Origin of the sequence: Agromyces intestinalis (genome assembly GCF_008365295.1) — a bacterium.
Lineage (GTDB): Bacteria > Actinomycetota > Actinomycetes > Actinomycetales > Microbacteriaceae > Agromyces > Agromyces intestinalis.
The window spans coordinates 3,665,446-3,690,715 of sequence record NZ_CP043505.1 but is presented as its reverse complement, the minus strand read 5'-3'; the positions used below and the strand labels follow the sequence as shown (position 1 = coordinate 3,690,715).

At 72.3% G+C, this 25,270-nt stretch carries 25 protein-coding genes; all 25 read right to left on the bottom strand.

Annotated features, from left to right (window positions below):
* Positions 1 to 25: 25 nt before the first annotated feature.
* Positions 26 to 808: a tryptophan synthase subunit alpha gene (trpA, locus tag FLP10_RS16850; RefSeq protein ID WP_149161912.1), complete on the bottom strand. Its 783-nt coding sequence runs from the start codon at positions 806 to 808 to the stop codon at positions 26 to 28.
* A complete protein-coding gene (gene trpB, locus FLP10_RS16845; protein WP_149161911.1) occupies positions 805 to 2,016 on the bottom strand; it encodes a tryptophan synthase subunit beta in 1,212 nt (403 codons plus the stop codon). The genes trpA and trpB overlap by 4 nt, the downstream gene beginning before the upstream one ends.
* The gene (gene trpC, locus FLP10_RS16840) at positions 2,016 to 2,789 is read right to left on the bottom strand and encodes an indole-3-glycerol phosphate synthase TrpC (protein ID WP_149161910.1); all 774 of its coding nucleotides are present in this window, start codon (positions 2,787 to 2,789) and stop codon (positions 2,016 to 2,018) included. Before trpC ends, trpB begins: the two co-directional genes overlap by 1 nt.
* 2 nt (positions 2,790 to 2,791) lie before the next feature.
* On the bottom strand, positions 2,792 to 3,025 hold the full coding sequence (locus tag FLP10_RS16835; protein ID WP_149161909.1) for a DUF6704 family protein: 234 nt from the start codon (positions 3,023 to 3,025) through the stop codon (positions 2,792 to 2,794).
* Positions 3,026 to 3,098: 73 nt separating this feature from the next.
* The gene (locus FLP10_RS16830; protein ID WP_149161908.1) at positions 3,099 to 3,812 is read right to left on the bottom strand and encodes a Trp biosynthesis-associated membrane protein; all 714 of its coding nucleotides are present in this window, start codon (positions 3,810 to 3,812) and stop codon (positions 3,099 to 3,101) included.
* Complete coding sequence (locus tag FLP10_RS16825; RefSeq protein ID WP_149161907.1) at positions 3,809 to 5,332, bottom strand: anthranilate synthase component I; 1,524 nt, start codon at positions 5,330 to 5,332, stop codon at positions 3,809 to 3,811. Before FLP10_RS16825 ends, FLP10_RS16830 begins: the two co-directional genes overlap by 4 nt.
* The gene (gene hisI, locus FLP10_RS16820; RefSeq protein ID WP_149161906.1) at positions 5,329 to 5,730 is read right to left on the bottom strand and encodes a phosphoribosyl-AMP cyclohydrolase; all 402 of its coding nucleotides are present in this window, start codon (positions 5,728 to 5,730) and stop codon (positions 5,329 to 5,331) included. Before hisI ends, FLP10_RS16825 begins: the two co-directional genes overlap by 4 nt.
* On the bottom strand, positions 5,727 to 6,488 hold the full coding sequence (gene hisF, locus FLP10_RS16815) for an imidazole glycerol phosphate synthase subunit HisF (RefSeq protein ID WP_149161905.1): 762 nt from the start codon (positions 6,486 to 6,488) through the stop codon (positions 5,727 to 5,729). Before hisF ends, hisI begins: the two co-directional genes overlap by 4 nt.
* 10 nt (positions 6,489 to 6,498) lie before the next feature.
* On the bottom strand, positions 6,499 to 7,338 hold the full coding sequence (gene hisG, locus FLP10_RS16810) for an ATP phosphoribosyltransferase (RefSeq protein ID WP_149161904.1): 840 nt from the start codon (positions 7,336 to 7,338) through the stop codon (positions 6,499 to 6,501).
* Between the two features lie 49 nt (positions 7,339 to 7,387).
* Positions 7,388 to 7,651: a phosphoribosyl-ATP diphosphatase gene (locus FLP10_RS16805; RefSeq protein ID WP_149161903.1), complete on the bottom strand. Its 264-nt coding sequence runs from the start codon at positions 7,649 to 7,651 to the stop codon at positions 7,388 to 7,390.
* Positions 7,648 to 8,340: a ribulose-phosphate 3-epimerase gene (gene rpe, locus FLP10_RS16800; protein ID WP_149161902.1), complete on the bottom strand. Its 693-nt coding sequence runs from the start codon at positions 8,338 to 8,340 to the stop codon at positions 7,648 to 7,650. The genes FLP10_RS16805 and rpe overlap by 4 nt, the downstream gene beginning before the upstream one ends.
* Positions 8,341 to 8,350: 10 nt before the next feature.
* Positions 8,351 to 9,859, bottom strand: coding sequence for an RsmB/NOP family class I SAM-dependent RNA methyltransferase (locus FLP10_RS16795; RefSeq protein WP_149161901.1), 1,509 nt, complete (start codon positions 9,857 to 9,859; stop codon positions 8,351 to 8,353).
* Positions 9,856 to 10,782 carry a methionyl-tRNA formyltransferase gene (gene fmt / locus FLP10_RS16790; RefSeq protein ID WP_149161900.1) on the bottom strand — a complete coding sequence of 309 codons (927 nt, stop codon included), beginning with the start codon at positions 10,780 to 10,782 and terminating at the stop codon, positions 9,856 to 9,858. Before fmt ends, FLP10_RS16795 begins: the two co-directional genes overlap by 4 nt.
* 29 nt (positions 10,783 to 10,811) lie before the next feature.
* Positions 10,812 to 12,770: a primosomal protein N' family DNA-binding protein gene (locus tag FLP10_RS16785; RefSeq protein ID WP_149161899.1), complete on the bottom strand. Its 1,959-nt coding sequence runs from the start codon at positions 12,768 to 12,770 to the stop codon at positions 10,812 to 10,814.
* A gap of 1 nt (position 12,771) precedes the next feature.
* A complete protein-coding gene (metK, locus tag FLP10_RS16780) occupies positions 12,772 to 13,965 on the bottom strand; it encodes a methionine adenosyltransferase (RefSeq protein ID WP_149161898.1) in 1,194 nt (397 codons plus the stop codon).
* Between the two features lie 46 nt (positions 13,966 to 14,011).
* Positions 14,012 to 15,268 carry a bifunctional phosphopantothenoylcysteine decarboxylase/phosphopantothenate--cysteine ligase CoaBC gene (gene coaBC, locus FLP10_RS16775; protein ID WP_149161897.1) on the bottom strand — a complete coding sequence of 419 codons (1,257 nt, stop codon included), beginning with the start codon at positions 15,266 to 15,268 and terminating at the stop codon, positions 14,012 to 14,014.
* A gap of 14 nt (positions 15,269 to 15,282) precedes the next feature.
* Positions 15,283 to 15,540, bottom strand: coding sequence for a DNA-directed RNA polymerase subunit omega (rpoZ, locus tag FLP10_RS16770; protein ID WP_149161896.1), 258 nt, complete (start codon positions 15,538 to 15,540; stop codon positions 15,283 to 15,285).
* A 49-nt stretch (positions 15,541 to 15,589) separates the two neighbouring features.
* Positions 15,590 to 16,519 carry a guanylate kinase gene (gene gmk / locus FLP10_RS16765; RefSeq protein ID WP_149161895.1) on the bottom strand — a complete coding sequence of 310 codons (930 nt, stop codon included), beginning with the start codon at positions 16,517 to 16,519 and terminating at the stop codon, positions 15,590 to 15,592.
* Positions 16,512 to 17,384 carry an orotidine-5'-phosphate decarboxylase gene (gene pyrF / locus FLP10_RS16760; RefSeq protein WP_149161894.1) on the bottom strand — a complete coding sequence of 291 codons (873 nt, stop codon included), beginning with the start codon at positions 17,382 to 17,384 and terminating at the stop codon, positions 16,512 to 16,514. The genes gmk and pyrF overlap by 8 nt, the downstream gene beginning before the upstream one ends.
* Positions 17,381 to 20,671, bottom strand: a complete 3,291-nt coding sequence (gene carB, locus FLP10_RS16755) for a carbamoyl-phosphate synthase large subunit (RefSeq protein WP_149161893.1) — start codon at positions 20,669 to 20,671, stop codon at positions 17,381 to 17,383. The genes pyrF and carB overlap by 4 nt, the downstream gene beginning before the upstream one ends.
* The gene (gene carA / locus FLP10_RS16750) at positions 20,671 to 21,828 is read right to left on the bottom strand and encodes a glutamine-hydrolyzing carbamoyl-phosphate synthase small subunit (protein WP_210418436.1); all 1,158 of its coding nucleotides are present in this window, start codon (positions 21,826 to 21,828) and stop codon (positions 20,671 to 20,673) included. The genes carB and carA overlap by 1 nt, the downstream gene beginning before the upstream one ends.
* Positions 21,825 to 22,376: a PH-like domain-containing protein gene (locus tag FLP10_RS16745; protein WP_210418435.1), complete on the bottom strand. Its 552-nt coding sequence runs from the start codon at positions 22,374 to 22,376 to the stop codon at positions 21,825 to 21,827. The genes carA and FLP10_RS16745 overlap by 4 nt, the downstream gene beginning before the upstream one ends.
* Positions 22,376 to 23,734, bottom strand: a complete 1,359-nt coding sequence (locus FLP10_RS16740) for a dihydroorotase (protein WP_149161892.1) — start codon at positions 23,732 to 23,734, stop codon at positions 22,376 to 22,378. Before FLP10_RS16740 ends, FLP10_RS16745 begins: the two co-directional genes overlap by 1 nt.
* Positions 23,731 to 24,684: an aspartate carbamoyltransferase catalytic subunit gene (locus tag FLP10_RS16735; RefSeq protein WP_149161891.1), complete on the bottom strand. Its 954-nt coding sequence runs from the start codon at positions 24,682 to 24,684 to the stop codon at positions 23,731 to 23,733. The genes FLP10_RS16740 and FLP10_RS16735 overlap by 4 nt, the downstream gene beginning before the upstream one ends.
* Positions 24,684 to 25,223 carry a bifunctional pyr operon transcriptional regulator/uracil phosphoribosyltransferase PyrR gene (gene pyrR / locus FLP10_RS16730; RefSeq protein ID WP_281286441.1) on the bottom strand — a complete coding sequence of 180 codons (540 nt, stop codon included), beginning with the start codon at positions 25,221 to 25,223 and terminating at the stop codon, positions 24,684 to 24,686. Before pyrR ends, FLP10_RS16735 begins: the two co-directional genes overlap by 1 nt.
* Positions 25,224 to 25,270 lie beyond the last annotated feature (47 nt).

The window sequence follows — 25,270 nt, the reverse complement described above, 5'->3', positions numbered from 1 at the left end:
GTGAACGGGGCTCGATGAGCCTACTTCACGCGGCGCGGGTGCCGCGTGCGAGGTCGGACGCGAGCCGGCCGACCCCCTCGACCCCTCCGTCGCCGAGCGCCTTGACGAGCGCCGAGCCGACGATCGCGCCGTCGGCGTACTCGAGCACCTCGCGCACCTGGTCGGCGCTCGAGATGCCGACGCCGACGCAGGTGCTGTCGCAGCCGTGGGCGCGCAGGCGCTCGACCACGCCGCGGGCGGCCGCGTCGACGTCCTGGCGGGCGCCGGTGATGCCCATCGTCGACACGGCGTACACGAAGCCGCGGCTCTGCGCGACGACCCGTTCGAGACGCTCGCCGGTCGACGAGGGCGCGGCGAGGAAGACCCGGTCGAGCCCGGTGCGGTCGGAGGCCGTGATCCACTCGGATGCCTCGTCGGGGATGAGGTCGGGCGTGATGAGCCCGGAACCACCCGCGGCGAGCAGGTCGTCGGCGAACCGGTCGACGCCGTACTGCACGACGGGGTTCCAGTAGGTCATCATGAGGATCGGCACCTCGATCTGCGAGGTGATCTCGCGCACCGCGGTGAAGCCGTCGCGCAGTCGGAACCCGTTGCGCAGCGCCTGCTGCGTGGCGGCCTGGATAACCGCGCCGTCCATCACGGGGTCGGAGTACGGCAGGCCCAGCTCGATCGCGTCCACGCCGTTCGACGCGATCGCCACGGCGGCGTCGATCGACTCGGCGAGGGTCGGGAATCCGACCGGCAGGTAGCCGATCAGCGCGCCCGAACCGGCGTCGACCCGCGTGCGGATGGTGTCGCGCACGCTCATGCCTGCGTCGCCCCTTCGTCGATGAGGCCGAACCAGCGTCCGGCGGTCTCCATGTCCTTGTCGCCGCGGCCCGACAGGCTCACGAGGATGACTCCGTCGGGGCCGAGCTCGCGGCCCAGCTCGAGCGCGCCGGCCAGGGCGTGCGCCGACTCGATGGCGGGAATGATGCCCTCGGTGCGGCTGAGCAGCCGCAGCGCGTCCATCGCGGCCGCGTCGGTCACGGGCAGGTACGTCGCGCGACCGATCGAACTCAGCCAGGAGTGCTCGGGGCCGACTCCGGGGTAGTCGAGCCCCGCCGAGATCGAGTGCGAGTCGCGGGTCTGGCCGTCCTCGTCTTGCAGGAGGAAGCTCCGTGCGCCGTGCAGCACGCCGGGGCGGCCGAGTGTGATGGTCGCCGCGGTGCGGGGCGTCTCGTGCCCCTCTCCCCCGGCCTCGAACCCGTAGAGCGAGACATCCGCGTCGTCGAGGAACGCGTGGAAGATGCCGATCGCGTTGGATCCGCCGCCCACGCACGCCGCGACCGCGTCGGGAAGCCGACCGGTGAGGGCGAGCACCTGCTCGCGAGCCTCTTCGCCGATGATCTTCTGGAAGTCGCGCACCATGGCCGGGAACGGGTGCGGCCCCGCCGCCGTGCCGAAGATGTAGTTGGTGTGCTCGACGTTCGTGACCCAATCGCGCAGCGCCTCGTTGATCGCGTCCTTCAGCGTGGCCGTGCCGTGCTCGACCGCGATCACCTCGGCGCCGAGCAGGCGCATTCGGGCGACGTTCAGCGCCTGGCGCTGGGTGTCGACCTTGCCCATGTAGATGGTGCAGTCGAGCCCGAACAACGCTGCCGCGGTGGCGGTGGCGACACCGTGCTGGCCGGCGCCGGTCTCGGCGATGACGCGCGACTTGCCGATCCGCTTGGTGAGGATCGCCTGGCCGAGCACGTTGTTGATCTTGTGCGAGCCGGTGTGGTTCAGGTCTTCGCGCTTCAGGATGATCCGGGCGCCGCCGGCGTGCTCCGCGAACCGCGGCACCTCGGTGATGATCGACGGCCGACCGGCGTAGTTCACGAGCAGGTCGGTGAGTTCGCGCGCGAACTCGGGGTCCTGCTTCGCGAGCTGGTAGGCGTCGGAGAGTTCGTCGAGCGCGGCGATGAGCGACTCGGGAACGAACCGGCCGCCGAAGTCGCCGAAGTACGGTCCGGCTTCGGTGCGCAGGGACATCAGGCCTCCAGGAATCGTCGGAGGGTGGACTCGGGGTCGCCGTCGGTGACGAGCGCCTCGCCGACGAGCACCACGTCGGCGCCGGCGTCGCGGTAGTGGGCGACGTCGGCGGCATGCTTCACCGCGGACTCGGCGACGCGGATGGCGTCGGCCGGGATGCGTCCGGCGAGACGGCCGAACAGGTCGGCGTCGAGCTCGAACGTCGTGAGGTCGCGGGCGTTCACGCCGATGAGCTTCGCGCCGAGGTCGGCCGCACGCTCGACCTCGTCGGCCGAGTGGGTCTCGACGAGCGGGGTCATCCCGAGCTCGAGGATCAGCGCGTGGAGCTCGGCGAGCACCGGCTGGTCGAGCGCGGCGACGATGAGCAGCACGAGGTCGGCACCGGCAGCACGGGCCTCGAAGACCTGGTACGGCGTGGCGATGAAGTCCTTGCGCAGCACCGGCAGCGAGACCGTTTCGCGCACGAGTTCGAGGTCGGCCAGCGACCCGCCGAACTTGCGCCCCTCGGTGAGCACGCTGATCGCGCTGGCACCGCCCAGCTCGTAGCTGCGAGCGAGCGCGGCCGGGTCGGCGATCGCCGCGAGCGACCCGCGCGACGGGCTGGAGCGCTTGATCTCGGCGATGATCCTCACCCGATCGGCGGGCGCGAGCGCAGCGAGCGCATCGATCGCCGCGGGCCGTGCGAGCGCCGCGCGCTCGACCTCGGCGATCGGGCGGCCGACCTCACGGGCGCGCGCGTCCGAGACGGCGTTCGCCGTCAAGTCGGCGAGCACGCTCAGTGGACCTTCGGGGGCGCGACCTTGGCACCGCCGACACCGTAGCCGGCGCGCGCCAGCACCCAGCCGACGAGCAGGCCGACGACGAGCAGGCCCGCCGACGCCCAGACGAGCCAGGGCAGTTCGAAGAAGAACGCGACCGTGCCGATGACGAACGCGATGAGCATGATGGTGACGGCGGTCCACGCCGCGGGCGAGTGTCCGTGGCCGGGGTCTGCGGTCTCAGTGCTCATGATGCTCCTTCATAGCGGGGGTCGGGTGCCAGTCTAGCGGGCGGGTTCAGGTCGGAACTGCGGGTCAGGCGGGTCAGGCGGTCGGGTCGTCGCCGCGGCTGAGTTCGTCCCAGTCGTCGATCGCGCGATCGCGCGCCGGGCGCGAGTCGGGTGGCCCTTCGGGCGAGGTCGCGTCGGATGCCTCGGCCTCGGGGTCGTCCGCGCGCGAATCCAGCTCGTCGGCGAGTGCGCGCTCGGCGTTCGGCTCGTCGGCCGGGTCGGTCGTCGGCGCGAGCCGGCCGCCGCCGCCGTATCGCCGCGAGCCGCCGGGCCAACGATGCCCCGTCGCGAGCACCAGCGCGCCGGCTGCGGCGACCACGATGCCACCGGCCAGCCCGACCCAGGGCCAGGCGGTCGCTGCGGCATCGTCGAGCAGGGCGGCGACGGGCTCGGTACCGGTCACGCCGGTGGCGTCGGTCACGGCGGGAGCGACCGAACCGACGACATCGCCCAGGCTCGTCGAGACCGCGAGCACGAGGCATCCGCCCAGCACGACCGCGAGGATGCCCAGCAGCACCCGGATGCCGGGGCCGGCGATGGCGAGCGCACCCGCCAGCGCGAGGCCGGCGAGCGCGAGCGCGGCGAGCGCCGGGCTGGCGACGTCGCCGCCGACCGCGAGCGGCGCGCCGGTGCCGGCGCCGGCCTGCAGCCGCACCTCGAACCAGGGCTGGCTCCACGACAGCAGGGCCAGGCCCGAGCCGGCGATGACCGCGAGGATCGCCGGCAGCTTCATGCGTTCGGGCGTCATCGGTCGACCCGACGCAGCGCGTTGGCGATGGCGACCGCGCGCAACGGGGCGGCCGCCTTGTTCTGGGATTCGTCGAACTCGCTGTCGGGGTCGGAGTCGGCGACGAGTCCGGCCCCGGCCTGCACGTGCGCGACGCCGCCCGCGATGGTGGCGGTGCGGATGGCGATCGCCAGGTCGGCGTCGCCGCCGAAGCCGAAGTAGCCGACCACTCCCCCGTAGACGCCGCGCTGAGCTGGCTCGAGCTCGTCGATGATCTCGAGCGCGCGCGGCTTGGGTGCACCCGAGAGGGTTCCGGCCGGGAACGTCGCCCGGAACACGTCGACCGCGTTGCGGCCGGGCGCGAGATCGCCCTCGACGCTCGAGACGAGGTGCATGATGTGACTGAACCGCTCGACGCGCATGAACTCGGTCACCTCGACCGTGCCTGCGGTGCACACCTTCGCGAGGTCGTTGCGGGCGAGGTCGACGAGCATGAGGTGCTCGGCTTGCTCCTTCGGGTCGGCGATCAGGGCCGACTCGAGGTCGGCGTCGTCTTCGGGGGTCGCTCCGCGCGGCTTCGAGCCGGCGATGGGGTGGGTGTACACCCGGCCGTCCTCGACCTTGACGAGCGCCTCGGGCGACGACCCGACGATGAAGTACGGTTCGGCGCCCGGGGTCTCGAGGTGCAGCAGGTACATGTAGGGGCTCGGATTGAGCGTGCGGAGCACCCGGTAGACGTCGATGGGGTCGGCCGTGGCGGGCTGCTCGAACCGCTGCGAGAGCACGACCTGGAAGATGTCGCCGTCGCGGATGTACTCCTTCGACCGCTCGACGGCGGCGAGGAAGTCGGCGCGGTCGGTGCGGTGCACGGGCGTCGGCACCGCGGACAGGTCGATCTCGGCGAGGTGCGCGTCGGCCGGCCGGGCGAGCGCGGCCTGGAGGCGGTCGAGCCTCGACTGCGCGTCGGCCCACATCTCGCCCGGTTCGACGTCGCCGTCGTTCAGCACCGAGGCGATGAGCTGCACCGTGCCGGTGCGATGGTCGACGACGGCGAGCTCGGACACGAACGCGAACGCCTGGCCGGGCAGGTCGATCTCGGCGGGTGGCCGGTTCGGCAGGTGCTCGATCTGACGGATCGCCTCCCAGCCGATGAATCCGACCAGACCTCCGGTGAGCGGCGGCGCGCCGGGCACGTCCTCGGTGGCCCAGCGGCGGTGCAGCGCTTCGAGGGCGGCGAGGGGGGCGAGATCGGATGCCTCGCCGAGGGCGCGCTCGGCCGACACGCCGTGATCCTGCCACTCGACCACTCCGTCGCGGTCGGTCAGCACGCCGTAGCATCCGGCGCCGACGAACGAATAGCGCGACCAGATACCGCCCTGCTCGGCCGACTCCAGCAGGAAGGTGCCCGGCCGGCCGGCCGCGAGCTTGCGGTAGATGCCGACCGGCGTCTCGCCGTCGGCGAACAGTTCACGTACGACCGGCACGACACGCCTGCCCGGCAGCAGTGCGGCGAACGCGTCGAAGCCGGTGGTCGCGCTCATCCGCGTTCCCCGGCGACGACGGCGAGCGGGTCGCCGTCGAAACACGTTCGGGTGCCGGTGTGGCAGGCCGCGCCCACCTGGTCGACGCGCACGAGCAGCGCATCGGCGTCGCAATCGAGCGCGGCCGACTTCACGTACTGCACGTGGCCCGACGTATCGCCCTTGCGCCAGTACTCCTGCCGCGAGCGCGACCAGAAGGTGACCCGGCCCTCGGTGAGGGTGCGCCGCATCGCCTCGCGATCCATCCAGCCGAGCATCAGCACCTCGCCGGTGTCGTGCTGCTGGATGATCGCCGGCAGCAGCCCGTCGGCGTTGAACGCGGCGCGGGCGAGCGGGTCGCCGTCGGGAGCCCACGGCTCGTCGTCGCGTTCGAGCTCTTCGTCGCCCGGCTCGCTCATCGCACGATCCTCCCGTCTGCCCGCAGGGCCTGCTTGACCTCGCCCACCGTCAGTTCGCCGTTGTGGAACACGGATGCCGCGAGCACGGCGTCGGCGCCCGCCGCCACTGCCGGGGGGAAGTGCTCGACCGCGCCGGCACCGCCCGACGCGATGACCGGCACGTGCGACAGCTCGTGCATGAGGGCGACGAGTTCGAGGTCGAAGCCCTGCTTGGTGCCGTCGGCGTCGATCGAGTTCACGAGCAGCTCGCCGGCACCGAGCTCGATGCCCCGCCTCGCCCACTCGAGCGCGTCGAGGTCGGTCTCGGTGCGCCCGCCGTGGGTGGTCACGACGAAGCCCGACTCGGTGCGGTTCGAGCGCTTCACGTCGAGCGAGAGCACCAGCACCTGCGCGCCGAAGCGGTCGGCGATCTCGGCGATCAGCTCGGGGCGCGCGATCGCCGCGCTGTTCACGCCGGCCTTGTCGGCACCGTGACCGAGGAGCCGGGCGACGTCCTCGGGCGAGCGGACTCCCCCGCCGACGGTCAACGGGATGAACACCTGCTCGGCGACGCGCTGCACCATGTCGTAGGTGGTCGCGCGGTCGTCGACGGTCGCGGTCACGTCGAGGAAGGTGAGCTCGTCGGCGCCCTGCGCGGCGTAGCGCGCGGCGAGTTCGACCGGGTCGCCGGCGTCGCGCAGGTTCAGGAAGTTGACGCCCTTGACCACGCGGCCGGCGGCCACGTCGAGGCATGGGATGACACGGACTGCGAGGCTCATCGCCGGCCCCCTACAGTCGTGCCGCGTGGATGGCGCTGACGAGGATGGCACGGGCGCCGAGCTCGTACAGCGTGTCCATGATCTGGTTCATGCCGATGCGCGGGATCATCACGCGCACCGCAGCCCACTCGGGGTCGTGCAGCGGCGAGACCGTCGGCGACTCGAAGCCGGGCGCGGCAGCCGTGGCCGCGTCGAGCTTGTCGACCGGCACGTCGTAGTCGAGCAGCACGTAGCGGCGCGCGAGCAGCACACCCTGCAGGCGTCGCAGCAGCGTCTGCGTGCCGGGCCGCTCGACACCAGACCCGATGAACACCGCCTCGGACTCGAGGATCACCGGGCCGAACATCTCGAGGCCGGCCTGGCGCAGCGTCGTGCCGGTCGACACGACGTCGGCCACCGCGTCGGCGACGCCGAGGCGAACCGCCGACTCCACGGCGCCGTCGAGCTTGACGAGGTGCGCGGTCACGCCGTGCTGGGCGAGGAAGTCGCCCACGAGCCCGGGGTAGCTCGTCGCGACACGCACGCCCTCGAGGTCGGCGAGCTCGGCGTACGCGCCCGGAGGGCCGGCGAAGCGGAAGGTGGAGTCGCCGAAGCCGAGCGCGGCGATCTCGGTGGCCTCGGACCCGGAGTCGAGCAGCAGGTCGCGACCCGTGATGCCGACATCGAGGGCGCCCGAGCCGACGTAGGTCGCGATGTCGCGCGGGCGGAGGTAGAAGAACTCGACGCCGTTGCGCGGGTCGGAGACGAAGAGCTCCTTGGCGTCCCGGCGGCCGGTGTACCCGGCCTCGTACAGCATCTCGGCGGCGATTTCTGCGAGCGAGCCCTTGTTGGGCACGGCGATACGGAGCATTCCCTGGCTTTCGTGTCGACGGAACTGATCGGTCATGGCGGAGGCGCGATCAGAGATGTCGGTACACGTCGGCGGGCGTGAGCCCCTTGGCGAGCATGAGCACCTGGAGGTGGTACAGCAATTGCGAGATCTCTTCGGCCGTCTCGTCGTCGCTCTGGTACTCGGCGGCCATCCAGACCTCGGCCGCCTCTTCGACGATCTTCTTGCCGATGGCGTGCACGCCGGCGTCGAGCTGGCGCACGGTGCCGCTGCCCTCTGGGCGGGTGCGGGCTTTGTCGCTGAGCTCGACGAAGAGGTCGTCGAAGGTCTTCACCCTAGAAGCCTACCGGTGCGCGGCGCGTCGTCGTGGCGGTGGGCGGCCACCGCCGCCCGCAGCGCCGCGATCTGCTCGGCGGGTTCGCCGCGGAACACCGCGGAGCCCGCGACGAACGTGTCGGCGCCGGCGTCCGCGGCGATGCCGATGGTGTCGACGGTGATGCCGCCGTCGACCTGCAGCCACACGTCGACGCCGCGGGCGGCGACCGCGTCGGCCACCCGCCGCAGCTTCGGCATGGTCTCGGGCATGAACGACTGCCCGCCGAACCCCGGTTCGACCGTCATCACGAGCACCTGGTCGAACTCGTCGAGCAGATCGAGGTAGGCCGTGGCATCCGTGCCCGGCTTCAGGGCGATGCCCGCCCGCGTACCGATCTCGCGAAGCCGACGAGCCAGCCGCACCGGGTCGGCGGCGGCCTCGACATGGAACGTCACACTCGCCGCACCGGCCTCGGCGTAGCCGGGCGCCCAGCGGTCGGGGTCGTCGATCATGAGGTGCACGTCCAGCGGCACCGGACTGACCTGCACGAGCCGTTCGACCATCGGCAGGCCGAACGTGAGGTTGGGCACGAAGTGGTTGTCCATGATGTCGACATGCACCAGGTCAGCGGTCGCGATGCGCCCGAGCTCGTGCTCGAGGTTGGCGAAGTCGGCGGCGAGGATACTCGGGTTGATGCGCGTCGTCATGGGCGGCAGCCTATCGAGCGGCGGCCGCGCGCTCGGCGACGGATTCGGCCCCGCGCCGCCTGCGCACGAGCGCGATGAACATCGCGTCGGTGCCGTGCCGGTGCGGCCAGAGCTGCACGGTACGTCCGTCGCCGCCGAGGTCGAGCGGGCGGGCGGCGATGCCCCGCACGACCGCTGCGGTGTCGAGCTGCTCGGCCGCCTCGCCCCAGCGCTTGAGCGCGGCGGCGATCGTGCCGTGCGTCTCGGCGGTGTGCGGCGAGCAGGTCACGTACGCGAGGATGCCGCCCGGCGCGAGCGCCGCGAACGCGGCATCGACGAGCCGCGCCTGCACCGCCGTGAGCTCGGCGACATCGGCCGGCTGTTTGCGCCACCTCGCCTCGGGCCGGCGCCGCAGCGCGCCGAGGCCCGTGCACGGGGCATCGAGCAGGATGCGGTCGAAGCCGTCCGGCGCACCCAGCTCGGCGGGGTCGAGCTCGGTGCCGTCGCCCACGCGCACGTGCACGTCGAGCGGCACCGCGGCGATCGCGCGTCGCACGAGCTCGGCACGAGCCGGCACGAGTTCGTTCGCGACGAGCACGGCGCCGCCGGCGAGCGCTTCGGCGGCCAGCAGCGCGGTCTTGCCGCCCGGCCCGGCGCACAGGTCGAGCCAGCGCTCGCCAGGCTCGATCGGCCGCGCGCGGCTGAGCGCCAGGGCGGCGAGCTGCGAGCCCTCGTCCTGCACGCGGACGCGGCCCTCGTGCGCCGCGACCAGGGCGAGCGGATGCTCCGCCGTGAAGCCGACCGGCGAGTACGCATCGGGGGCGCCGAGCGAGGCGGGCTCGGCGTCGCCGAGACCGGGCAGCGCGATCAGGTTGACGACCGGCGAGACGTTGTCGGCCTCGAGCAGCGCGTCGAGCTCGCCGACGCGCCCCTCGTGCTCGAGGGCGGCGCGTAGCGCCCGCACGATCCAGGCCGGATGCGACCGGGTGACCGCGAGCCGATCGGTGTCGTCACGGGCGGCATCGGCGAGGCGGCGCACCCACTCGTCGGCATCGGTGCGCGAGACCTGCCGCAGCACCGCGTTCACGAAGCCGGCCGCGGCGGGCGCGACCCGATGGGCGAGCGCGACGGTCTCGTTCACGGCCGCGTGCGTGGGCACGCGGGTCGCGAGCAGCTGGTGGGTTCCGAGTCGCAGCAGGTCGAGCACCGGCGGGTCGATGCGGTCGGTCGGTCGGCCCGCCGCCTCGGCGATCACCGCATCCCACGTTCCGAGCCGGCGCAGCGTGCCGTAGGTCAGCTCGGTCGCAAGACCCGCGTCGGCGCCCTCGAGCCCGGCCCGTTCGATGCGGGCGGGCAGCAGCAGGTTGGCGTACGAGTCACTCGTGCGCACCGCCTCGAGCACGTCGTAGGCGACCGCCCGGGCGGCTGAGACCGACCGGTCGCGGCGGGTGTCGCGCCAGCCGCGCGACGCTGCGCCACGCGAGCCTCCCCCGCTCGAACGGGATGCACGCCGGTTCGGGCCGCCGTCGTTGCCGCTCATCGGGCGACCGCCTCGTCGACACCCAGGCCCCGCCACCAGTCGGCGGCCGCCATCGAGGTGCGCCCGGCCGGCTGCACGCGCACGAGTCGCAGGGCACCGTCGGCGGTCCCGACGAGCACGCGCTTGCCCACGAGCGCCACGCGGCCCGCCGGCAGGTCCGGCGCGTCGGCCACTGGCTCGGCGTCGAGCACCTTCAGGCGCACGCCGGCGACCTCGGTGAACGCGCCGGGTTCGGGGGTGACGCCGCGTCGGCGGGCGTCGACCTCGGCGGTGGGCCGGGTGAAGTCGAGCCTGGCGTCGTCGATGGTCAACTTCGGCGCGAACGTCGGCTCGCCGTGCTGCGTGGTTGCGACGGCGGTGCCGCCGGCGACGCGGTCGACGACGTCGGCGAGCAGCCCGGCGCCCAGCTCGGCGAGTTCGTCGAGCAGGTCGCCGGCGGTGCGCCCCGGTGCGATCGGATGCCGCAGCTCGCCGTACACGTCGCCGGCATCGAGTTCGGGCACGAGCCGGAACACGGATGCCCCGGTCTCGGCGTCGCCCGCGATGATCGCGTGCTGCACGGGCGCGGCGCCACGCCAGGCAGGCAGCAGCGAGAAGTGCAGGTTGATCCACCCGTGCACGGGCGCCGACAGCAGCGGCTCGCGCACCAGCCCGCCGTACGCAACGATCACGCCGAGGTCGGGCCGCAGGGAGGCGATCCGCTCCCCCGCGTCTGCGTCGAGCCGGGCCGCCTCGATGACCGGCAACCCGAGCTCGCCGGCGGCCAGGGCGACCGGCGACGGCGTGAGCACGCGCTTGCGCCCGAGGGGCGCGGCCGGTCGCGTGACGACGGCCGCGATCTCGTGCGGGCCGCGGGCGAGCCGCTGCAGGGCGGGCACGGCGGCGGCTGGGGTTCCGGCGAAGACGAGGCGGAGGGCTGGCACACTCCATTCTCCCCCGGATCCTCACCGGATCAGGGCACCGACGGGTCGTCGAACCGCAGCCGCAGCACCGGGGGCCGCTGCGGGCGGCGCCCCGCGACGGGTTTCCGCCGTTCGGTCGCCGTGCGCACTGCCTCGGCCCGCAGTGCTCCGGCGACCGCCTTGCCGGCCGCGTAGTCGAATCGCACGATCGCCCGGTCGAGGCCGTCATCGAGGTGCACGGGGCCGAGCAGATCGACCCCGGGCGCGGCCCGCCGTGCCGCATCGCTGGCGGCGGCGACCCGGTCCGGCGCGGCGGTCACCGATGCGACCCGCACCGCCGGCGGGAACCGCAGCGCGCGGCGGGCCTCGAGCTCGGTCACCGCCCAGTCGGGCTGGCGCCAGGTCGCGAGCGCGGTGCCGAGCGCGCCGCCCACCCCGACGAGGTGCACCGGCGCACCGGGTGCCGCGAGCGCCGCCGCATTCGACCACCACCGCAGGCAGTCCTCCGCGACGCGCAGAGACTCGCGCAGCAGCATCCGCTCGCCGTCGAGGAGCAGCACCGCCCGGTAGCCGCCGTCGGCGACCGGTTCGGCACCGCGCGTCGCGATCACGAGCGCCGGGCCCGAACCGACCCGCATCACCTGGCGCTCGCCGTCGGCGAGCACGACCTTGGCGCGCGGGAACGCGCGACCCAATTCCTCCGCCGTGCGCGTGGCGCCGATGGTCGCGGCGCGCAGCGACGTGCCCTCGCAGACCGGGCAGCGCCAGCCCGACGTCGTCGTGCCGCAGAGCGTGCACGTGGCCGGGCCGCCGTCGGCGGGCACCGCGATGGTGCCCCCGCAGGCGGCGCAGTGCGCCGTCTCGCGGCACCGGGCGCAGGTCATCAAGGGCACGCGCCCGGGCCGGGCCACCTGCACGAGCACCGGCCCCTCGGCGACCGCCCGCTGGGCTTCGCGCCACGCCGTCGACGGGATGCGCGCCGAGCCCGGCTCGGCGGCCTCCTGTCGGCCGGTGAGCACGATGCGCGGACGCACGGGCCTGGCCGGCGCCAACTCGTGCACCCACCCGAGCTCGACGAGCCGCTGCACGTCGACGCTGCGGGTGTGCCCGGCGAACACGAGCGCGGCACCCGACTGCTCTCGGCGCACGAGCGCCGCGTCGCGTGCGTGCACCCCCGGCGCGAGGGGTTCGGCGTGCAGCGGATCGCCGTCGTCCCAGATCGCGATCAACCCGAGCCGCGAGGCCGGCGCATAGACGGTCGACCGGTTGCCCACGACGATGCGCGCCGCGTCGCCGGTCGCGTCGAGGAACGATCGGTACCGCTCGGCGCCCGACTGCCGGGCGTCGGCCCGCAGCACCCGCCGCGGATCGACCAGGTCGGCGAGTGCCGCCTCGACCTGCTCCTGATCGCGGTGGTCGGGCACCGCGATCAGGACCGAGCGGTCGGACGCGAGCACATTCACCGCCGCCTCGGCGAGGGTGGCCGCCCACGCGCCCACCCATGCGCCCGACGGGGTGCTGCGCATGCCGGGGTCGACGCGCAGCGCGATCCGCTCGCCGCGGGCGAGGGCCCCCTCGAGCAGTCCCGGTGCGAACCCCGAGATCGGCGGTGGCGCGGCCGGCAGGTCGCCCGTCTCGCCCGGTGCACTGCGCCACGACTTCTCGACGCGCACGTACCGCGGCGGGATCGCGAGCCGCAGCACGTCGCTGGCGTTGCCCGCCGCGCGGTCGGCGACCGCACGAGCGAGCGCCCACACGTCGGGGGTCAGCACGGGAACGGTGCTCACCGCGTCCTCGACCTCGCTCAGCGTGCCGGCGTAGTCGCTGCGATCGACGAGCTCGACGACCCATCCGTCGGCGATGCGACCGCCGGTGCGCAGCGGAACCCGCACCCTCGCACCGGCCTGCACCGCACCGGCGAGCCGATCGGGCACGCGATAGTCGAACAGGTGATCGAGCTGCGGCAGCGGCGAATCGACGAGCACCCGGGCGACGGCGCCGTCGACCATCTCAGACGCCGGCGGCCTGGCGCAGGTCGTCGACGCGGTCGAGCCGCTCCCACGTGAAGTCGGGCAGCTCGCGGCCGAAATGCCCGTAGGTGGCGGTCTGCGCGTAGATCGGGCGGAGCAGGTCGAGATCGCGGATGATCGCCGCCGGCCGCAGGTCGAACACCTCGCGGATGGCACGGATGATCTGGTCGTCGGGCAGCGCGCCGGTGCCGAACGTCTCGACGTAGAGTCCGACGGGCGAGGCCGCGCCGATGGCGTACGCGACCTGAAGCTCGAGCCGGTCGGCGAACCCCGCAGCGACCGCGTTCTTCGCCACCCAGCGCATCGCATACGCGGCCGACCGATCGACTTTGGACGGGTCCTTGCCGCTGAACGCGCCGCCGCCGTGCCGGCTGGCGCCGCCGTAGGTGTCGATGATGATCTTGCGGCCGGTGAGGCCCGCGTCACCCTGCGGGCCGCCGATCTCGAACCGCCCCGTCGGGTTGATGAGCACCTTCAGGTCGTCTCGGGTGAGCTCGACGGTGTCGAGCACGGGCCGGATCACGACCTCTTCGACCTCGGCGCGAAGCTGCTCGGTCGACACCTTCGGCGAGTGCTGCGTCGACAGCACGACCGTCTCGATCGTGCGCGGCGTCTGCCCGTCGTAGCCGACGGTGACCTGGGTCTTGCCGTCGGGGCGCAGGTAGTCGAGGTCGCCGGCCTTGCGCACGGCGGCGAGTCGCTCGCTGAGCCGGTGTGCGAGCCAGATCGGCACGGGCATGAGCTCGGGCGTCTCGCGGGTCGCGTAGCCGAACATGATGCCCTGGTCGCCCGCGCCCTGACGGTCGAGTTCATCGACGCTCGACCCCTCGCGGGTCTCGAACGCGTCGTCGACGCCCTGGGCGATATCGGGCGACTGGCCTCCGATCGAGATCGACACGCCGCAGCTGCGGCCGTCGAACCACACGTCGGACGAGTCGTAGCCGATCGAGGTGACGCGCTCGCGCACGATCGCGGGGATCTCGACGTAGCCCGAGGTCGTCACCTCGCCCGCCACGTGCACGAGGCCCGTGGTGACGAGCGTCTCGACGGCGACGCGCGAGTGCGGGTCGACCGCGAGCAGCGCGTCGAGGATCGAGTCGGAGACCTGGTCGCAGATCTTGTCGGGGTGGCCCTCGGTCACCGACTCGGAGGTGAAGAGTCGCAGGTCGCTCATGCTGGTTCGGGTTCCTCTCGGCAGGCGGACGGGCTCGACGGGGTCGTCACGGTGCGGACGACAGCTTCGAGACAACCACGTTCAGGATGCCGTGTGCCACCGACGATTTCGTTCCATGAAGCTCAGCGGCGATCGTGTCGTCGCCGTCGATCACGGTGACGGCGTTGTCGTCGGTCGCGAATCCGGATGCCCAGCCCACCCGGTTCACCGCGAGCAGGTCGGCGTTCTTCGCCCGCCGTTTCGCGCGACCCAGCTCGAGCAGGCGACCGGCGTCGGGCTCGGTCTCGGCGGCGAACCCGACGAGTAGCGTGCCGTCGTGGGCGGCATGCCCGAGTTCGGCGAGGATGTCGGGGTTGCGCACGAGTTCGAGGGTGAGGCCCTCGTCGGAGCCAGGATCTTTCTTGATCTTCGCCTCGCTCACCGTCGCCGGACGGTAGTCGGCGACGGCCGCGGCCATCACCACCACGTCGGCGCCCACCGCTGCCTCGCGCACGGCGTCGCGCAACTCGAGGGCGGTCGAGACGGTGCGCAGGTCGCAGCCCGCGGGGTCGGCGACCTCGAGGTTCGCGGCGATCAGGGTGACGGATGCACCGCGCTCGCGTGCGGCCTCGGCGATCGCGACGCCCTGCTTGCCGCTGGAGCGGTTGCCGAGGAACCGCACCGGGTCGAGCGGTTCGCGGGTGCCGCCGGCGGTCACCACGACGCGCCGCCCGGCGAGGTCGAGGACGGGAGACCCGGATGCCTCGCGGCCGACCTCGGCCGCGGCATCCGGTTCGCCCGCGACCGCGAGCGCGGCCGCGACGATGTCGTCGGGCTCGCTCATGCGGCCAGGGCCGCTGTCGGCGCCGGTGAGCTGGCCGACGGCCGGGCCGACCACGGTGACGCCGCGCTCGCGAAGCGTCGCGATGTTCGCCTGCGTCGCCGGATGGCGCCACATCTCGGTGTGCATCGCGGGCGCGATGACCAGCGGCGCCTCGCTCGCCAGCACGGTGTTGCCGAGGAGGTCGTCGGCCAACCCCGCCGCGAGCTTCGCGATCGTGTTCGCCGTCGCCGGGGCGACCACGATGAGATCGGCGGCCTGCCCGATCGCGACATGCCGTACCTCGGCGACGCCCTCGTAGAGGTCGACATGCACCGGGTTGCGCGAGATCGCCTCGAGCGTCGGGCGACCGACGAACCGCAGTGCGGCCTCAGTCGGCACGACGTGCACGTCGTGGCCCGCCAGCACGAGCGCGCGCACGACGCCGACCGCCTTGTACGCCGCGATGCCGCCGGCGATGCCGACGACCACGTTGAGCGGCATCGGGGCCGGCCCGGCTACTCGCCGATCGGGGTGAGGCGGAGCTTGTCCTCGTTGATCTCGTGCATCGCCACGGTGAGCGGCTTGTCGTCGATCGACGAGTCGACCAGCGGCCCGACGTTGTCGAACAGACTGCCCTCGTGCAGGTCTGCGTAGTAGTCGTTGATCTGACGTGCGCGCTTGGACGCGAAGATCACGAGCTGGTACTTCGAGTCGACCTTCGAGAGCAGGTCGTCGATGGGCGGGTCGATGATGCCGGACAGCTTCTCAGCCAAAGCGGAACTCCTTGTTCGAGCGATGCGCACCCGCGGTGCGCCGGAAAGATCAGGGGGCGGGGCGGCGAGGCCTGCCCCGACGAGGCCTCATCAATTCTACGACCTTCTCGGCCGCCTCGCCGACGTCGTGGTTCACGACCCGGTGATCGAACTCGTCGACGGCCGCCAGTTCGACCTTCGCGGTCTCGAGTCGGCGCTGCTGTTCGGCGGGGGTCTCGGTGCCGCGACCGACGAGTCTGCGCACGAGTTCGTCCCACGTCGGCGGCAGAAGGAACACCAGCGTCGCCTCGGGCATCGCTCGTCGCACCGAGCGCGCACCCTGGATGTCGATCTCGAGCAGCACGCTGTCGCCGGCGGCGATCGCCTGCTCGACCGGGCGTCGCGGTGTGCCGTAGCGGTGCGTGTTGTGCACGATCGCCCATTCGAGCAGTTCGCCGGCCTCGATCATGCGATCGAACTCGGCGTCGTCGACGAAGTAGTAGTGCTCGCCCTCGATCTCGCCGGGGCGAGGTGCGCGCGTGGTCGCCGACACCGAAAGTCGCACCTCGGGGTGGTGGTGACGGATGTACGCGGCCACGGTGCCCTTGCCCACCGCGGTCGGGCCGGCCAGCACGACGAGCCGATCGCCGATACCGCCGTGCGCGGCGATCCAGTCGGCCGTGAAGCGTCGCAGCCGCTGACGCTGAATGCGACCGAGGCCGCCGATGCGCTTCGACGGGGAGATGTCGAGCTCCGCCATGATGCGCTCGGTCTTGGTGCGCCCGATCGCTGGGATCGAGCCGAGGAACTCGGTCACCCGCAGGCGACCCTCGACCCCCTCGGGCTCCTCCAGGCCGGCGCGCAGCACATCGAGGGGGCTGCGCCGCGACTCGGCGATGTCGGCCTTCACCTCGGCGCGCGCACGCCGGGCGGCGACCGCCGCACGGGACGCGGCGACCCGGTCGACCTCGGGCGGCCGGTTGCGGTTCGGCTCAGCCACGTGCCGCCCCCACCAGGTCGAGTCGACGCAGGATCTCGTCGGCGATGCCGTCGGGGCCGGCCGCGAGCACCGAGCGCGACTCGCTCACGATCACACCCTCGGCCAGCGAGCCGAAGATGCGCCGGAAGTCGGCGGGCTCGGCGCCTTGATGCCCGAAGCCCGGGGCGAGCACGGGCAGCGCGGGGCCAGAGGCATCCGTCGCCGCCTCGATGCCCGCGGCGACCAGGTCGACCGTCGCGCCGATCACGACGCCCATCGACCCGATTCCCGACGGCGCCGCCGTCTCGCGGTTCCAGGCGGAAACGCCCGACACGATCGCCCCGGCCACGGTCGCCCCGGCACGGCTCGACTCCTGCAGCACGGCGCCCTGGATCGGGCGGGCCTCGGGGTTCGACGTCGCCGCGAGCACGAGCAGGCCCTTGCCCGCCGCCTCCGCCTGCCGACGGACGGGCTCGATCGAACCGAGCCCCTGGTACGCGCTGATCGTCATCGCATCGGCCTCGAGCGGCGAGCCGGGCGTGAGCCACGCCTCGCCGTAGGCGGCCACGCTCGTGCCGATGTCGCCGCGCTTCGCATCGGCGATGACCACGAGCTGCGCGTCGCGCGCCTCGGCGAGCACCCGCTCGAGCGCGGCGTAGCCGGCAGCACCGTGCCGCTCGTAGAACGCGACCTGCGGCTTCACGATGCCCGCGCGGCCCGCGGCGGCACCCACGACCCGAAGCCCGAACTCGCGTGCGCCCTCGGCGGTGTCGGGCAGCCCCCACCGCTCGAGCAGCTCGGCGTGCGGGTCGATGCCGACGCACAACCGACCGCGTTCGGCGAACGCCGTCGCGAGCCGCTCGCCGAATCCGGCGCGCTCGGTCATGCCGACACCTCCCGGCGGCGCTGGTACTCCTGCAGACTGGTCACCTCGAACCCGCCGCGCACCGCGTCGAGCGAGGCCACCGCGGCGCTCAGCTCGGCGATGGTGGTGAACAGCGGGATGTCCGCGGCTACCGCTGCGGCGCGGATCTCGTACCCGTCGGCGCGGGCCGAGCGGCCGCTCGGCGTGTTCACCACGATGTCGACCTCACCGCGGTGGATGAGCTCGACCACCGAGACCGAGTCGGCCGTCGGCTTCTGGCTGAACTTGCCCACCTCGCTGGCACGAATGCCGTTGCGGCGCAGCACCTCGGCGGTGCCCGACGTCGCGGCGATCTCGAATCCCGCCTGCTGCAAGCGCAGCACCGGCAGGATGATCGCGCGCTTGTCGCGGTCGGAGACCGACACGAAGACCGTGCCGCCGAGGGGCATGCCGCCGTAGGCGGCGGTCTGGCTCTTCGCGAACGCGGTCGGGAAGTCGCGGTCGATGCCCATGACCTCGCCGGTCGAGCGCATCTCGGGGCCGAGCACGGAGTCGACCATGGTGCCCTCGCGGGTTCGGAAGCGGTGGAACGGGAGCACCGCCTCCTTCACCGCCACCGGCGCGTCGAGCGGCACGTGCGAGCCGTCGAGCTCGGGCAGCAGGCCCTCGGCGACGAGCTCGCGGATCGTGGTGCCGACCATGATGCGGCTCGCGGCCTTGGCGAGCGGAATGCCGAGCGCCTTCGACACGAACGGCACCGTACGGCTCGCCCGCGGGTTCGCCTCGAGCACGTAGAGCACACCGGCGCCGATCGCGAACTGCACGTTCAGCAGGCCCCTGACCCCGACGCCTTCGGCGATCGCGAGGGTCGCCTCGCGCACCCGGTCGACCTGGGCACGGCCGAGGGTCACGGGCGGCAGGGTGCAGCTCGAGTCGCCCGAGTGCACGCCGGCCTCCTCGATGTGCTCCATGACGCCGCCGATGTACAGCTCGGTGCCGTCGTAGAGCGCGTCGACGTCGATCTCGATCGCGTCATCGAGGAACCGGTCGACCAGCAGCGGGTGGGTCGGCCCGACGATGCCCTGGTCGGCGATGCGGTCGAAGTAGTCCGCGAGCGACGCGGTGTCGTACACGATCTCCATGCCGCGGCCGCCGAGCACGAAGCTCGGGCGGACGAGCACCGGGTAGCCGATACCCTCGGCGACCTGGATCGCGCCGGCCAGGTCGGTCGCCGTGCCGTTCTTCGGTGCGAGCAGGCCGGCCTGGTCGAGAATGCCCGAGAACAGCCCGCGCTCCTCGGCGAGGTCGATCGCCTCAGGGGTGGTGCCGAGGATCGGGATGCCCGCCGCCTCGAGGCCCTTCGCGAGGCCGAGCGCGGTCTGGCCGCCGAGCTGCACGACGACGCCGACGAGCTCGCCCGACTGCGACTCGGCGTGGATGACCTCGAGCACGTCTTCCAGCGTGAGCGGCTCGAAGTAGAGCCGGTCGCTGGTGTCGTAGTCGGTCGAGACCGTCTCGGGGTTGCAGTTGATCATGATCGTCTCGAACCCGGCGTCGTGCAGCGCGAACGACGCGTGCACGCACGAGTAGTCGAACTCGACGCCCTGGCCGATGCGGTTCGGGCCCGATCCGAGGATGACCACCTTGCGGCGGTCGCTCGGGGCGACCTCGGTCTCGAGGTCGTAGCTCGAGTAGTGATACGGCGTGAGCGCCGGGAACTCGCCAGCGCAGGTGTCGACCGTCTTGTAGACGGGCCGGATGCCGAGGATGTGGCGCACCTCGCGGGCGTCCTGCTCGCTGCCGAAACCCCGCAGCTGCGCGATCTGCGCATCCGAGAACCCGTGGTCCTTCGCGAGCAGGATGGTGTCGGTGTCGAGTGTCTCGGCGGCGGCGACCCGATCGGCGACCTCGTTGATGAGCACGATCTGGTCGAGGAACCAGGGGTCGATCTTCGTCGCCTCGAACGCCTGCTCGATCGTGGCGCCCTTGCGCAGCGCCTGCTGCACCAGCACGATGCGCCCGTCGGTCGGGGTCTTCGCCTGCTCGAGCAACTCGTCGGCGGTGCGCGCCTCGTCGCCCCAGTGGAAGCTCGATCCGCGCTTCTCCAGCGACCGCAGCGCCTTCTGCAGGGCGGTCGCGTAGTTGCGGCCGATCGCCATCGCCTCGCCGACCGACTTCATGGTCGTGGTCAGCGTCGGGTCGGCGGCCGGGAACTTCTCGAACGCGAACCGCGGCACCTTCACGACCACGTAGTCGAGTGTCGGCTCGAACGACGCCGGCGTGACCCGGGTGATGTCGTTCGGGATCTCGTCGAGTCGGTAGCCGATCGCGAGCTTCGCGGCGATCTTGGCGATCGGGAACCCGGTCGCCTTCGACGCGAGCGCCGACGACCGCGACACCCGCGGGTTCATCTCGATGACGATGATGCGCCCGTTCTCGGGGTTGACCGCGAACTGGATGTTGCACCCGCCGGTGTCCACGCCGACGGCGCGGATGATGTCGATGCCGATGTCGCGCAGCTTCTGGAACTCGCGGTCGGTCAGCGTGAGCGCCGGGGCGACCGTGATCGAGTCGCCGGTGTGCACGCCGACCGGGTCGACGTTCTCGATCGAGCAGACCACGACCGTGTTGTCGGCCGTGTCGCGCATGAGCTCGAGCTCGTACTCCTTCCAGCCGAGGATCGACTCCTCGAGCAGCACCTCGGTCGTGGGCGAGTCGTGCAGCCCGGCGCCGGCGATGCGGCGCAGGTCGGCCTCGTCGTAGGCGAACCCCGAGCCGAGGCCGCCCATCGTGAACGACGGGCGCACCACGAGCGGGTACCCGAGGTCCTCGGCCGCGGCGAGCACCTCGTCCATCGTGTGCGCGATGTGCGAGCGCGCCGCCTCGGCACCGCACTCGACGACGAGCTCCTTGAAGAGCTGACGGTCTTCGCCCTTGCGGATCGCGTCGACCTTCGCGCCGATGAGCTCGACGCCGTGCTTGGCGAGGATGCCGGCTTCTTCGAGCTGGATCGCCGCGTTCAGCGCCGTCTGGCCGCCTAGGGTCGGCAGCACCGCGTCGGGCCGCTCCTTGATGATGATCGACTCGATCACGTCGGGGGTGATCGGCTCGATGTAGGTGGCGTCGGCGAAGCCGGGGTCGGTCATGATGGTCGCCGGATTCGGGTTGACCAGGATGACCCGCACGCCCTCGCTGCGCAGCACGCGGCAGGCCTGGGTGCCCGAGTAGTCGAACTCGGCCGCCTGACCGATGACGATCGGGCCGGACCCGATGACGAGGACGGAGTTGATGTCGTCGCGCTTGGGCATCAGGCCTTGGACTCCTTATTCGCGATCACCAGGTCGCGGAACCGATCGAAGAGGTAGTTCGCGTCGTGCGGGCCGGCCGCGGACTCGGGGTGGTACTGCACACTGAACGCGGGGATGTCGAGGCAGTTGAGCCCCTCGACGACGTTGTCGTTGAGGTCGTAGTGGCTCACCTCGACGCGCCCGAAGCCCTCGGCCGACTCGCTGATCTCGCCGATCGGCGCGTCGACGGCGAAGCCGTGGTTGTGCGCGGTGATCTCGACCCGACCGGTGGCGGTGTCGAGCACGGGCTGGTTGATGCCCCGGTGTCCGAACGGCAGCTTGTAGGTCTGATAGCCGAGGGCGCGGCCGAGCAGCTGGTTGCCGAAGCAGATGCCGAAGTAGGGCAGACCTGCTCGCAGCGACGTGCGCAGCAGTTCGACATGGCGGTCGGATGCCCCGGGGTCGCCAGGCCCGTTCGAGAAGAACAGCGCGTCGGGCTTCAGCGCGAGCACCTCCTCGGCGGTCACCGACTGCGGCAGCACGTGCACGTCGAGGCCGCGTTCGGCGAGGTAGTTGAGCGTCGACGTCTTGACGCCCAGGTCGAGCACGGCGACCGAGCCGATCCGCTCGCCGGTGGCCGGCAGCGTGTACTGCTCCTGCGTCGAGACCGTACCCGACAGGTTCTGCCCGGCCATCTCGGCGCCGCCGAGCACGAGGTCGAGCTGTTCTCCGTGGGTGAGCGAGGCATCCGCACCCGAGAAGATGCCGGCACGCATCGCGCCCGCCGAGCGGATGTGGCGGGTCACCGCGCGCGTGTCGATGCCCGAGATGCCGACGATGCCGGCCGCGGCGAGGTCGTCGTCGAGCGAGCGCTGCGCGCGGAAGTTCGACACCACCCGCGACGGGTCGCGCACGACGAACCCGGCGACCCAGATCTTCGCCGATTCCATGTCGTCGTCGTTCATGCCGGTGTTGCCGATGTGCGGCGCGGTCATGAGCACGATCTGGCCCGCGTACGACGGGTCGGTCAGCGTCTCCTGGTAGCCGGTCATGCCGGTCGCGAAGACGGCCTCGCCGAGCGTGCGGCCGGAGGCGCCGTAGGCGCGCCCGTCGTACCGGGTGCCGTCCTCGAGGACGAGCACGGCCGGCTCGTTCGCCGGTCGGGTCGGTGCGGTCATTCGGATGCCTCGCTCTCGTGCGTGTCCGCCGGCCGCGGTTCGGGCGCGGCGGCGATGTCGGTGACGGCCGCGATGATGCTGGCCGCGTCGCCCGGATACCGGGCGCGAAGGTAGCTGTCGACCCGGGTGGGGGTCGGCGCGGGTTCGGACTCGTTCGCGATCCACGTGATCGCGACGAGTCCCTCGGGCTCGACGCTGCGGTCGATGGCCCAGGTCGCCCGGGTCGCGCCCGCGATGCGGTCGGCGGGCAGGAATCCCGGCAACTCGCCGGCGACTCGCAGCACGACGCCCGCGGGCGTCACCTCGACGCGCCCGGCACCGCGGAATGCGAGCCCCAGCAACGCGAGCCGTTCGAGCGGCTCGCCCTCGGGCGTCGTGGCGACGTAGAGCACCTCGCACTCGATCGTCGGCGCGCCGAGTTCGGCCGGAACCGGGTACGCCGACAGTGCCGCGTCGCGTTCGGTGCGCCGACGCCACGACCTGGCCATGAGCCATCCGACCGCCCCGACCACCGCGGCCGCGATGCCGGCGCCGATCCAGTACCCCATCAGCGGGCACCACCCGTCGCCGCGACCTCGTCGACCGGGCGCACCACCCCGTCGAGCACGGTCGCCCGGCCCTGGTGGAACGTCGCGACGACGCGGCCGGGCAGGGTGCGCCCGAGGTAGGGCGAGTTCACGCTGCGGCCGACCAGATCGCCGGTGGCGAACTCCCGGCTCACGCTCGGGTCGAACAGGGTCAGCTCTGCGGGCGCGCCGACCTCGAGCGGCGTGCCGTGGCCGGCGAGCCGGCCGATGCCGGCCGGCGCCTCGCTCATGACGCGGGCGACCTCGGCCCAGCCGAGCAGCCCCGTGTCGACCATCGCGTGCTGCACCACCGACAGCGCGGACTCGAGTCCGACCATGCCGTTCGCGGCGGCGGCCCACTCGACCTCCTTCGCCTCGACGGGGTGCGGCGCGTGGTCGGTCGCCACGATGTCGATGGTGCCGTCGGCGAGCGCCTGGCGCACCGCCTCGACGTCGTCGCGGCTGCGCAGCGGCGGGTTCACCTTGAACCGCGAGTCGTAGCCCTGGCTGCGCTCGCCATCGTCGCCGTAGCCGGCGATCAGGTCTTCGGTGAGCAGCAGGTGGTGGGGGGTCACCTCGGCGGTGACGCGGATGCCGCGGGCCTTCGCCCAGCGGATCACCTCGACGCTGCCCGCGGTGGAGACGTGGCAGACGTGCAGCCGGCTGCCGACGTGCTCGGCCAGCAGCACGTCGCGCGCGATGATCGCCTCTTCGGCGACGGCGGGCCATCCGGCCAGTCCGAGCTCGCCCGAGAGCGCACCCTCGTTCATCTGCGCGCCCTCGGTGAGGCGCGGCTCCTGCGCGTGCTGCGCGATGACGCCGTCGAACGCCTTCACGTACTCGAGCGCGCGCCGCATGAGCAGCGGGTCGTGGACGCAGAAGCCGTCGTCGCTGAACACCCGCACGCGGGCCCGCGAGCGGGCCATCGCGCCGAGCTCGGCGAGCTGCTCGCCCTTCAGCCCGACCGTGACGGCGCCGATGGGCTGCACGGTCGCGTACCCGGCGGCCTCGCCGAGCGCGAGCTCCTGCTCGACGACGCCGGCGGTGTCGGCGACGGGCGAGGTGTTCGCCATCGCGAACACGGCGGTGTAGCCGCCCGCGGCGGCCGCGCGGGTGCCGGTCAGCACGGTCTCGCTCTGCTCGTACCCGGGCTCGCGCAGGTGGGTGTGCAGGTCGACCAGACCGGGCAGCGCGATGAGCCCGTCGGCGTCGATGCGCGTGGCATCCGCGGAGGTCAGGCCCCTGCCGATCTCGGTGATCGCCCCGTCGGCGAGCAGCAGGTCGGCACGCTCGCCGTTCGCCAGCGTCGCGCCTGTGATGAGGAAGGAGGCGGAGGTCATCGGGCGCCCTCCTCGCCGGCGAGCAGCAGGTAGAGGGCGGCCATTCTCACGGAGACTCCATTCGCAACCTGCTCGAGCACGCTCGACTGCGCGGAGTCGGCGGCGGCGGCAGAGATCTCGAGCCCGCGATTCATCGGGCCGGGGTGCATGACCATCGTATCCGCTGGTAGACGGCGGAATCGCTCGTCGTCCAGGCCCCACGCGCGGGCGTACTCGCGACTGTTCGGGAAGAACCCGCCGTGCATCCGCTCCTGCTGGATGCGCAGCATCATGACCGCATCGGGCGCCGAGTCGACGGCCTCGTCGAGGTCGTAGCCGATGCGCGCCGGCCACGCGCTCGTGTCGACCGGCAGCAGCGTGGGCGGTGCGACGAGGTCGACCTTCGCTCCGAGCGTGTGGAGCAACCACACGTTCGATCGGGCGACCCGCGAGTGCAGCACGTCGCCGACGATGACGACCCGCACGCCGTCGAGGTCTCGGCCGCGTGACGCACCCGCGCCGTGGATGCGCCGGCGCAGGGTGAAGGCGTCGAGCAGCGCCTGCGTCGGGTGCTCGTGGGTGCCGTCGCCGGCGTTGATCACGCCCGCGTCGATCCATCCGCTGTGGGCGAGCACCTGCGGCGCGCCCGACGCGCCGTGCCGGATGACGACGCCGTCGGCGCCGATCGCGGCGAGCGTCTGCGCGGTGTCCTTCAGGCTCTCGCCCTTCGAGACGCTCGAGCCCTTGGCGCTGAAGTTGATGACGTCGGCCGAGAGGCGCTTGGCGGCCGCCTCGAACGAGATTCTGGTTCGCGTCGAGTCCTCGAAGAACAGGTTCACGACGGTCTTGCCGCGCAAGGTCGGCAGCTTCTTGACCTCGCGATCCTGCACGCGGGCCATGTCCTCGGCGATGTCGAGCAGTTCGATCGCCTCGTCGCGGGCGAGCTCGCGGGTCGACAGCAGGTGGCGCATCAGTCGTCGCCTCCCTCGATGACCACGGCGTCCTCGCCGTCGGTCTCGACGAGGCGCACCGAGATGCGCTCGGTCTTCGAGCTGGGCAGGTTCTTGCCGACGAAGTCGGCGCGGATCGGGAATTCGCGGTGCCCGCGGTCGACGAGGACGGCGAGCCGGACGGCGCGGGCCCGGCCGAGGTCGTTGAGTGCGTCGAAGGCGGCGCGGATGGTTCGGCCCGAGTAGAGCACGTCGTCGACGAGCACGACCGTCTTGCCGTCGATGCCCTCGTCGGGCACCTCGGTCGGCGCGGGGGTCCGCGTGCGAGTGCGCCCGAGGTCGTCGCGGTACATCGTCACATCGAGGGCGCCTGCGGGCGCGGATGCCCCGGGCTCGATGCGCGCGATCTGCTGCGCGATGCGGGAGGCCAATGCCACGCCCCGCGTCGGGATGCCGAGGATGATGAGATCCGAACTGCCCTTGTTGGACTCGAGGATCTCGTGCGAGATACGGGTCAACGCCCGCTGGATGTCAGCCTGACCGAGCACGACGCGTGCCAAATTCAGACTCCCTTCTCCGCCTCACCGGACGGTCTTCAAGGTTGTCG

Bases quoted from the DNA above. Each gene is read 5' to 3' on its own strand.
- FLP10_RS16745 (WP_210418435.1), bottom strand. From the start codon at position 22,376: ATGGGGTACTGGATCGGCGCCGGCATCGCGGCCGCGGTGGTCGGGGCG.
- FLP10_RS16830 (WP_149161908.1), bottom strand. From the start codon at position 3,812: ATGACGCCCGAACGCATGAAGCTGCCGGCGATCCTCGCGGTCATCGCC.
- FLP10_RS16740 (WP_149161892.1), bottom strand. From the start codon at position 23,734: ATGACCTCCGCCTCCTTCCTCATCACAGGCGCGACGCTGGCGAACGGC.
- trpB (WP_149161911.1), bottom strand. From the start codon at position 2,016: ATGTCCCTGCGCACCGAAGCCGGACCGTACTTCGGCGACTTCGGCGGC.
- hisF (WP_149161905.1), bottom strand. From the start codon at position 6,488: ATGAGCCTCGCAGTCCGTGTCATCCCATGCCTCGACGTGGCCGCCGGC.
- pyrF (WP_149161894.1), bottom strand. From the start codon at position 17,384: ATGACCGAGCGCGCCGGATTCGGCGAGCGGCTCGCGACGGCGTTCGCC.
- metK (WP_149161898.1), bottom strand. From the start codon at position 13,965: ATGAGCGACCTGCGACTCTTCACCTCCGAGTCGGTGACCGAGGGCCAC.
- FLP10_RS16735 (WP_149161891.1), bottom strand. From the start codon at position 24,684: ATGCGCCACCTGCTGTCGACCCGCGAGCTCGCCCGCGACGAGGCGATC.
- trpA (WP_149161912.1), bottom strand. From the start codon at position 808: ATGAGCGTGCGCGACACCATCCGCACGCGGGTCGACGCCGGTTCGGGC.
- hisG (WP_149161904.1), bottom strand. From the start codon at position 7,338: ATGCTCCGTATCGCCGTGCCCAACAAGGGCTCGCTCGCAGAAATCGCC.
- carA (WP_210418436.1), bottom strand. From the start codon at position 21,828: ATGACCGCACCGACCCGACCGGCGAACGAGCCGGCCGTGCTCGTCCTC.
- FLP10_RS16825 (WP_149161907.1), bottom strand. From the start codon at position 5,332: ATGAGCGCGACCACCGGCTTCGACGCGTTCGCCGCACTGCTGCCGGGC.
- hisI (WP_149161906.1), bottom strand. From the start codon at position 5,730: ATGAGCGAGCCGGGCGACGAAGAGCTCGAACGCGACGACGAGCCGTGG.
- FLP10_RS16785 (WP_149161899.1), bottom strand. From the start codon at position 12,770: ATGGTCGACGGCGCCGTCGCCCGGGTGCTCGTCGATTCGCCGCTGCCG.
- FLP10_RS16795 (WP_149161901.1), bottom strand. From the start codon at position 9,859: ATGAGCGGCAACGACGGCGGCCCGAACCGGCGTGCATCCCGTTCGAGC.
- rpe (WP_149161902.1), bottom strand. From the start codon at position 8,340: ATGACGACGCGCATCAACCCGAGTATCCTCGCCGCCGACTTCGCCAAC.
- FLP10_RS16835 (WP_149161909.1), bottom strand. From the start codon at position 3,025: ATGAGCACTGAGACCGCAGACCCCGGCCACGGACACTCGCCCGCGGCG.
- carB (WP_149161893.1), bottom strand. From the start codon at position 20,671: ATGCCCAAGCGCGACGACATCAACTCCGTCCTCGTCATCGGGTCCGGC.
- coaBC (WP_149161897.1), bottom strand. From the start codon at position 15,268: ATGCCGCTCAACGTGGTCGTCGGCATCGCCGGCGGCATCGCGGCGTAC.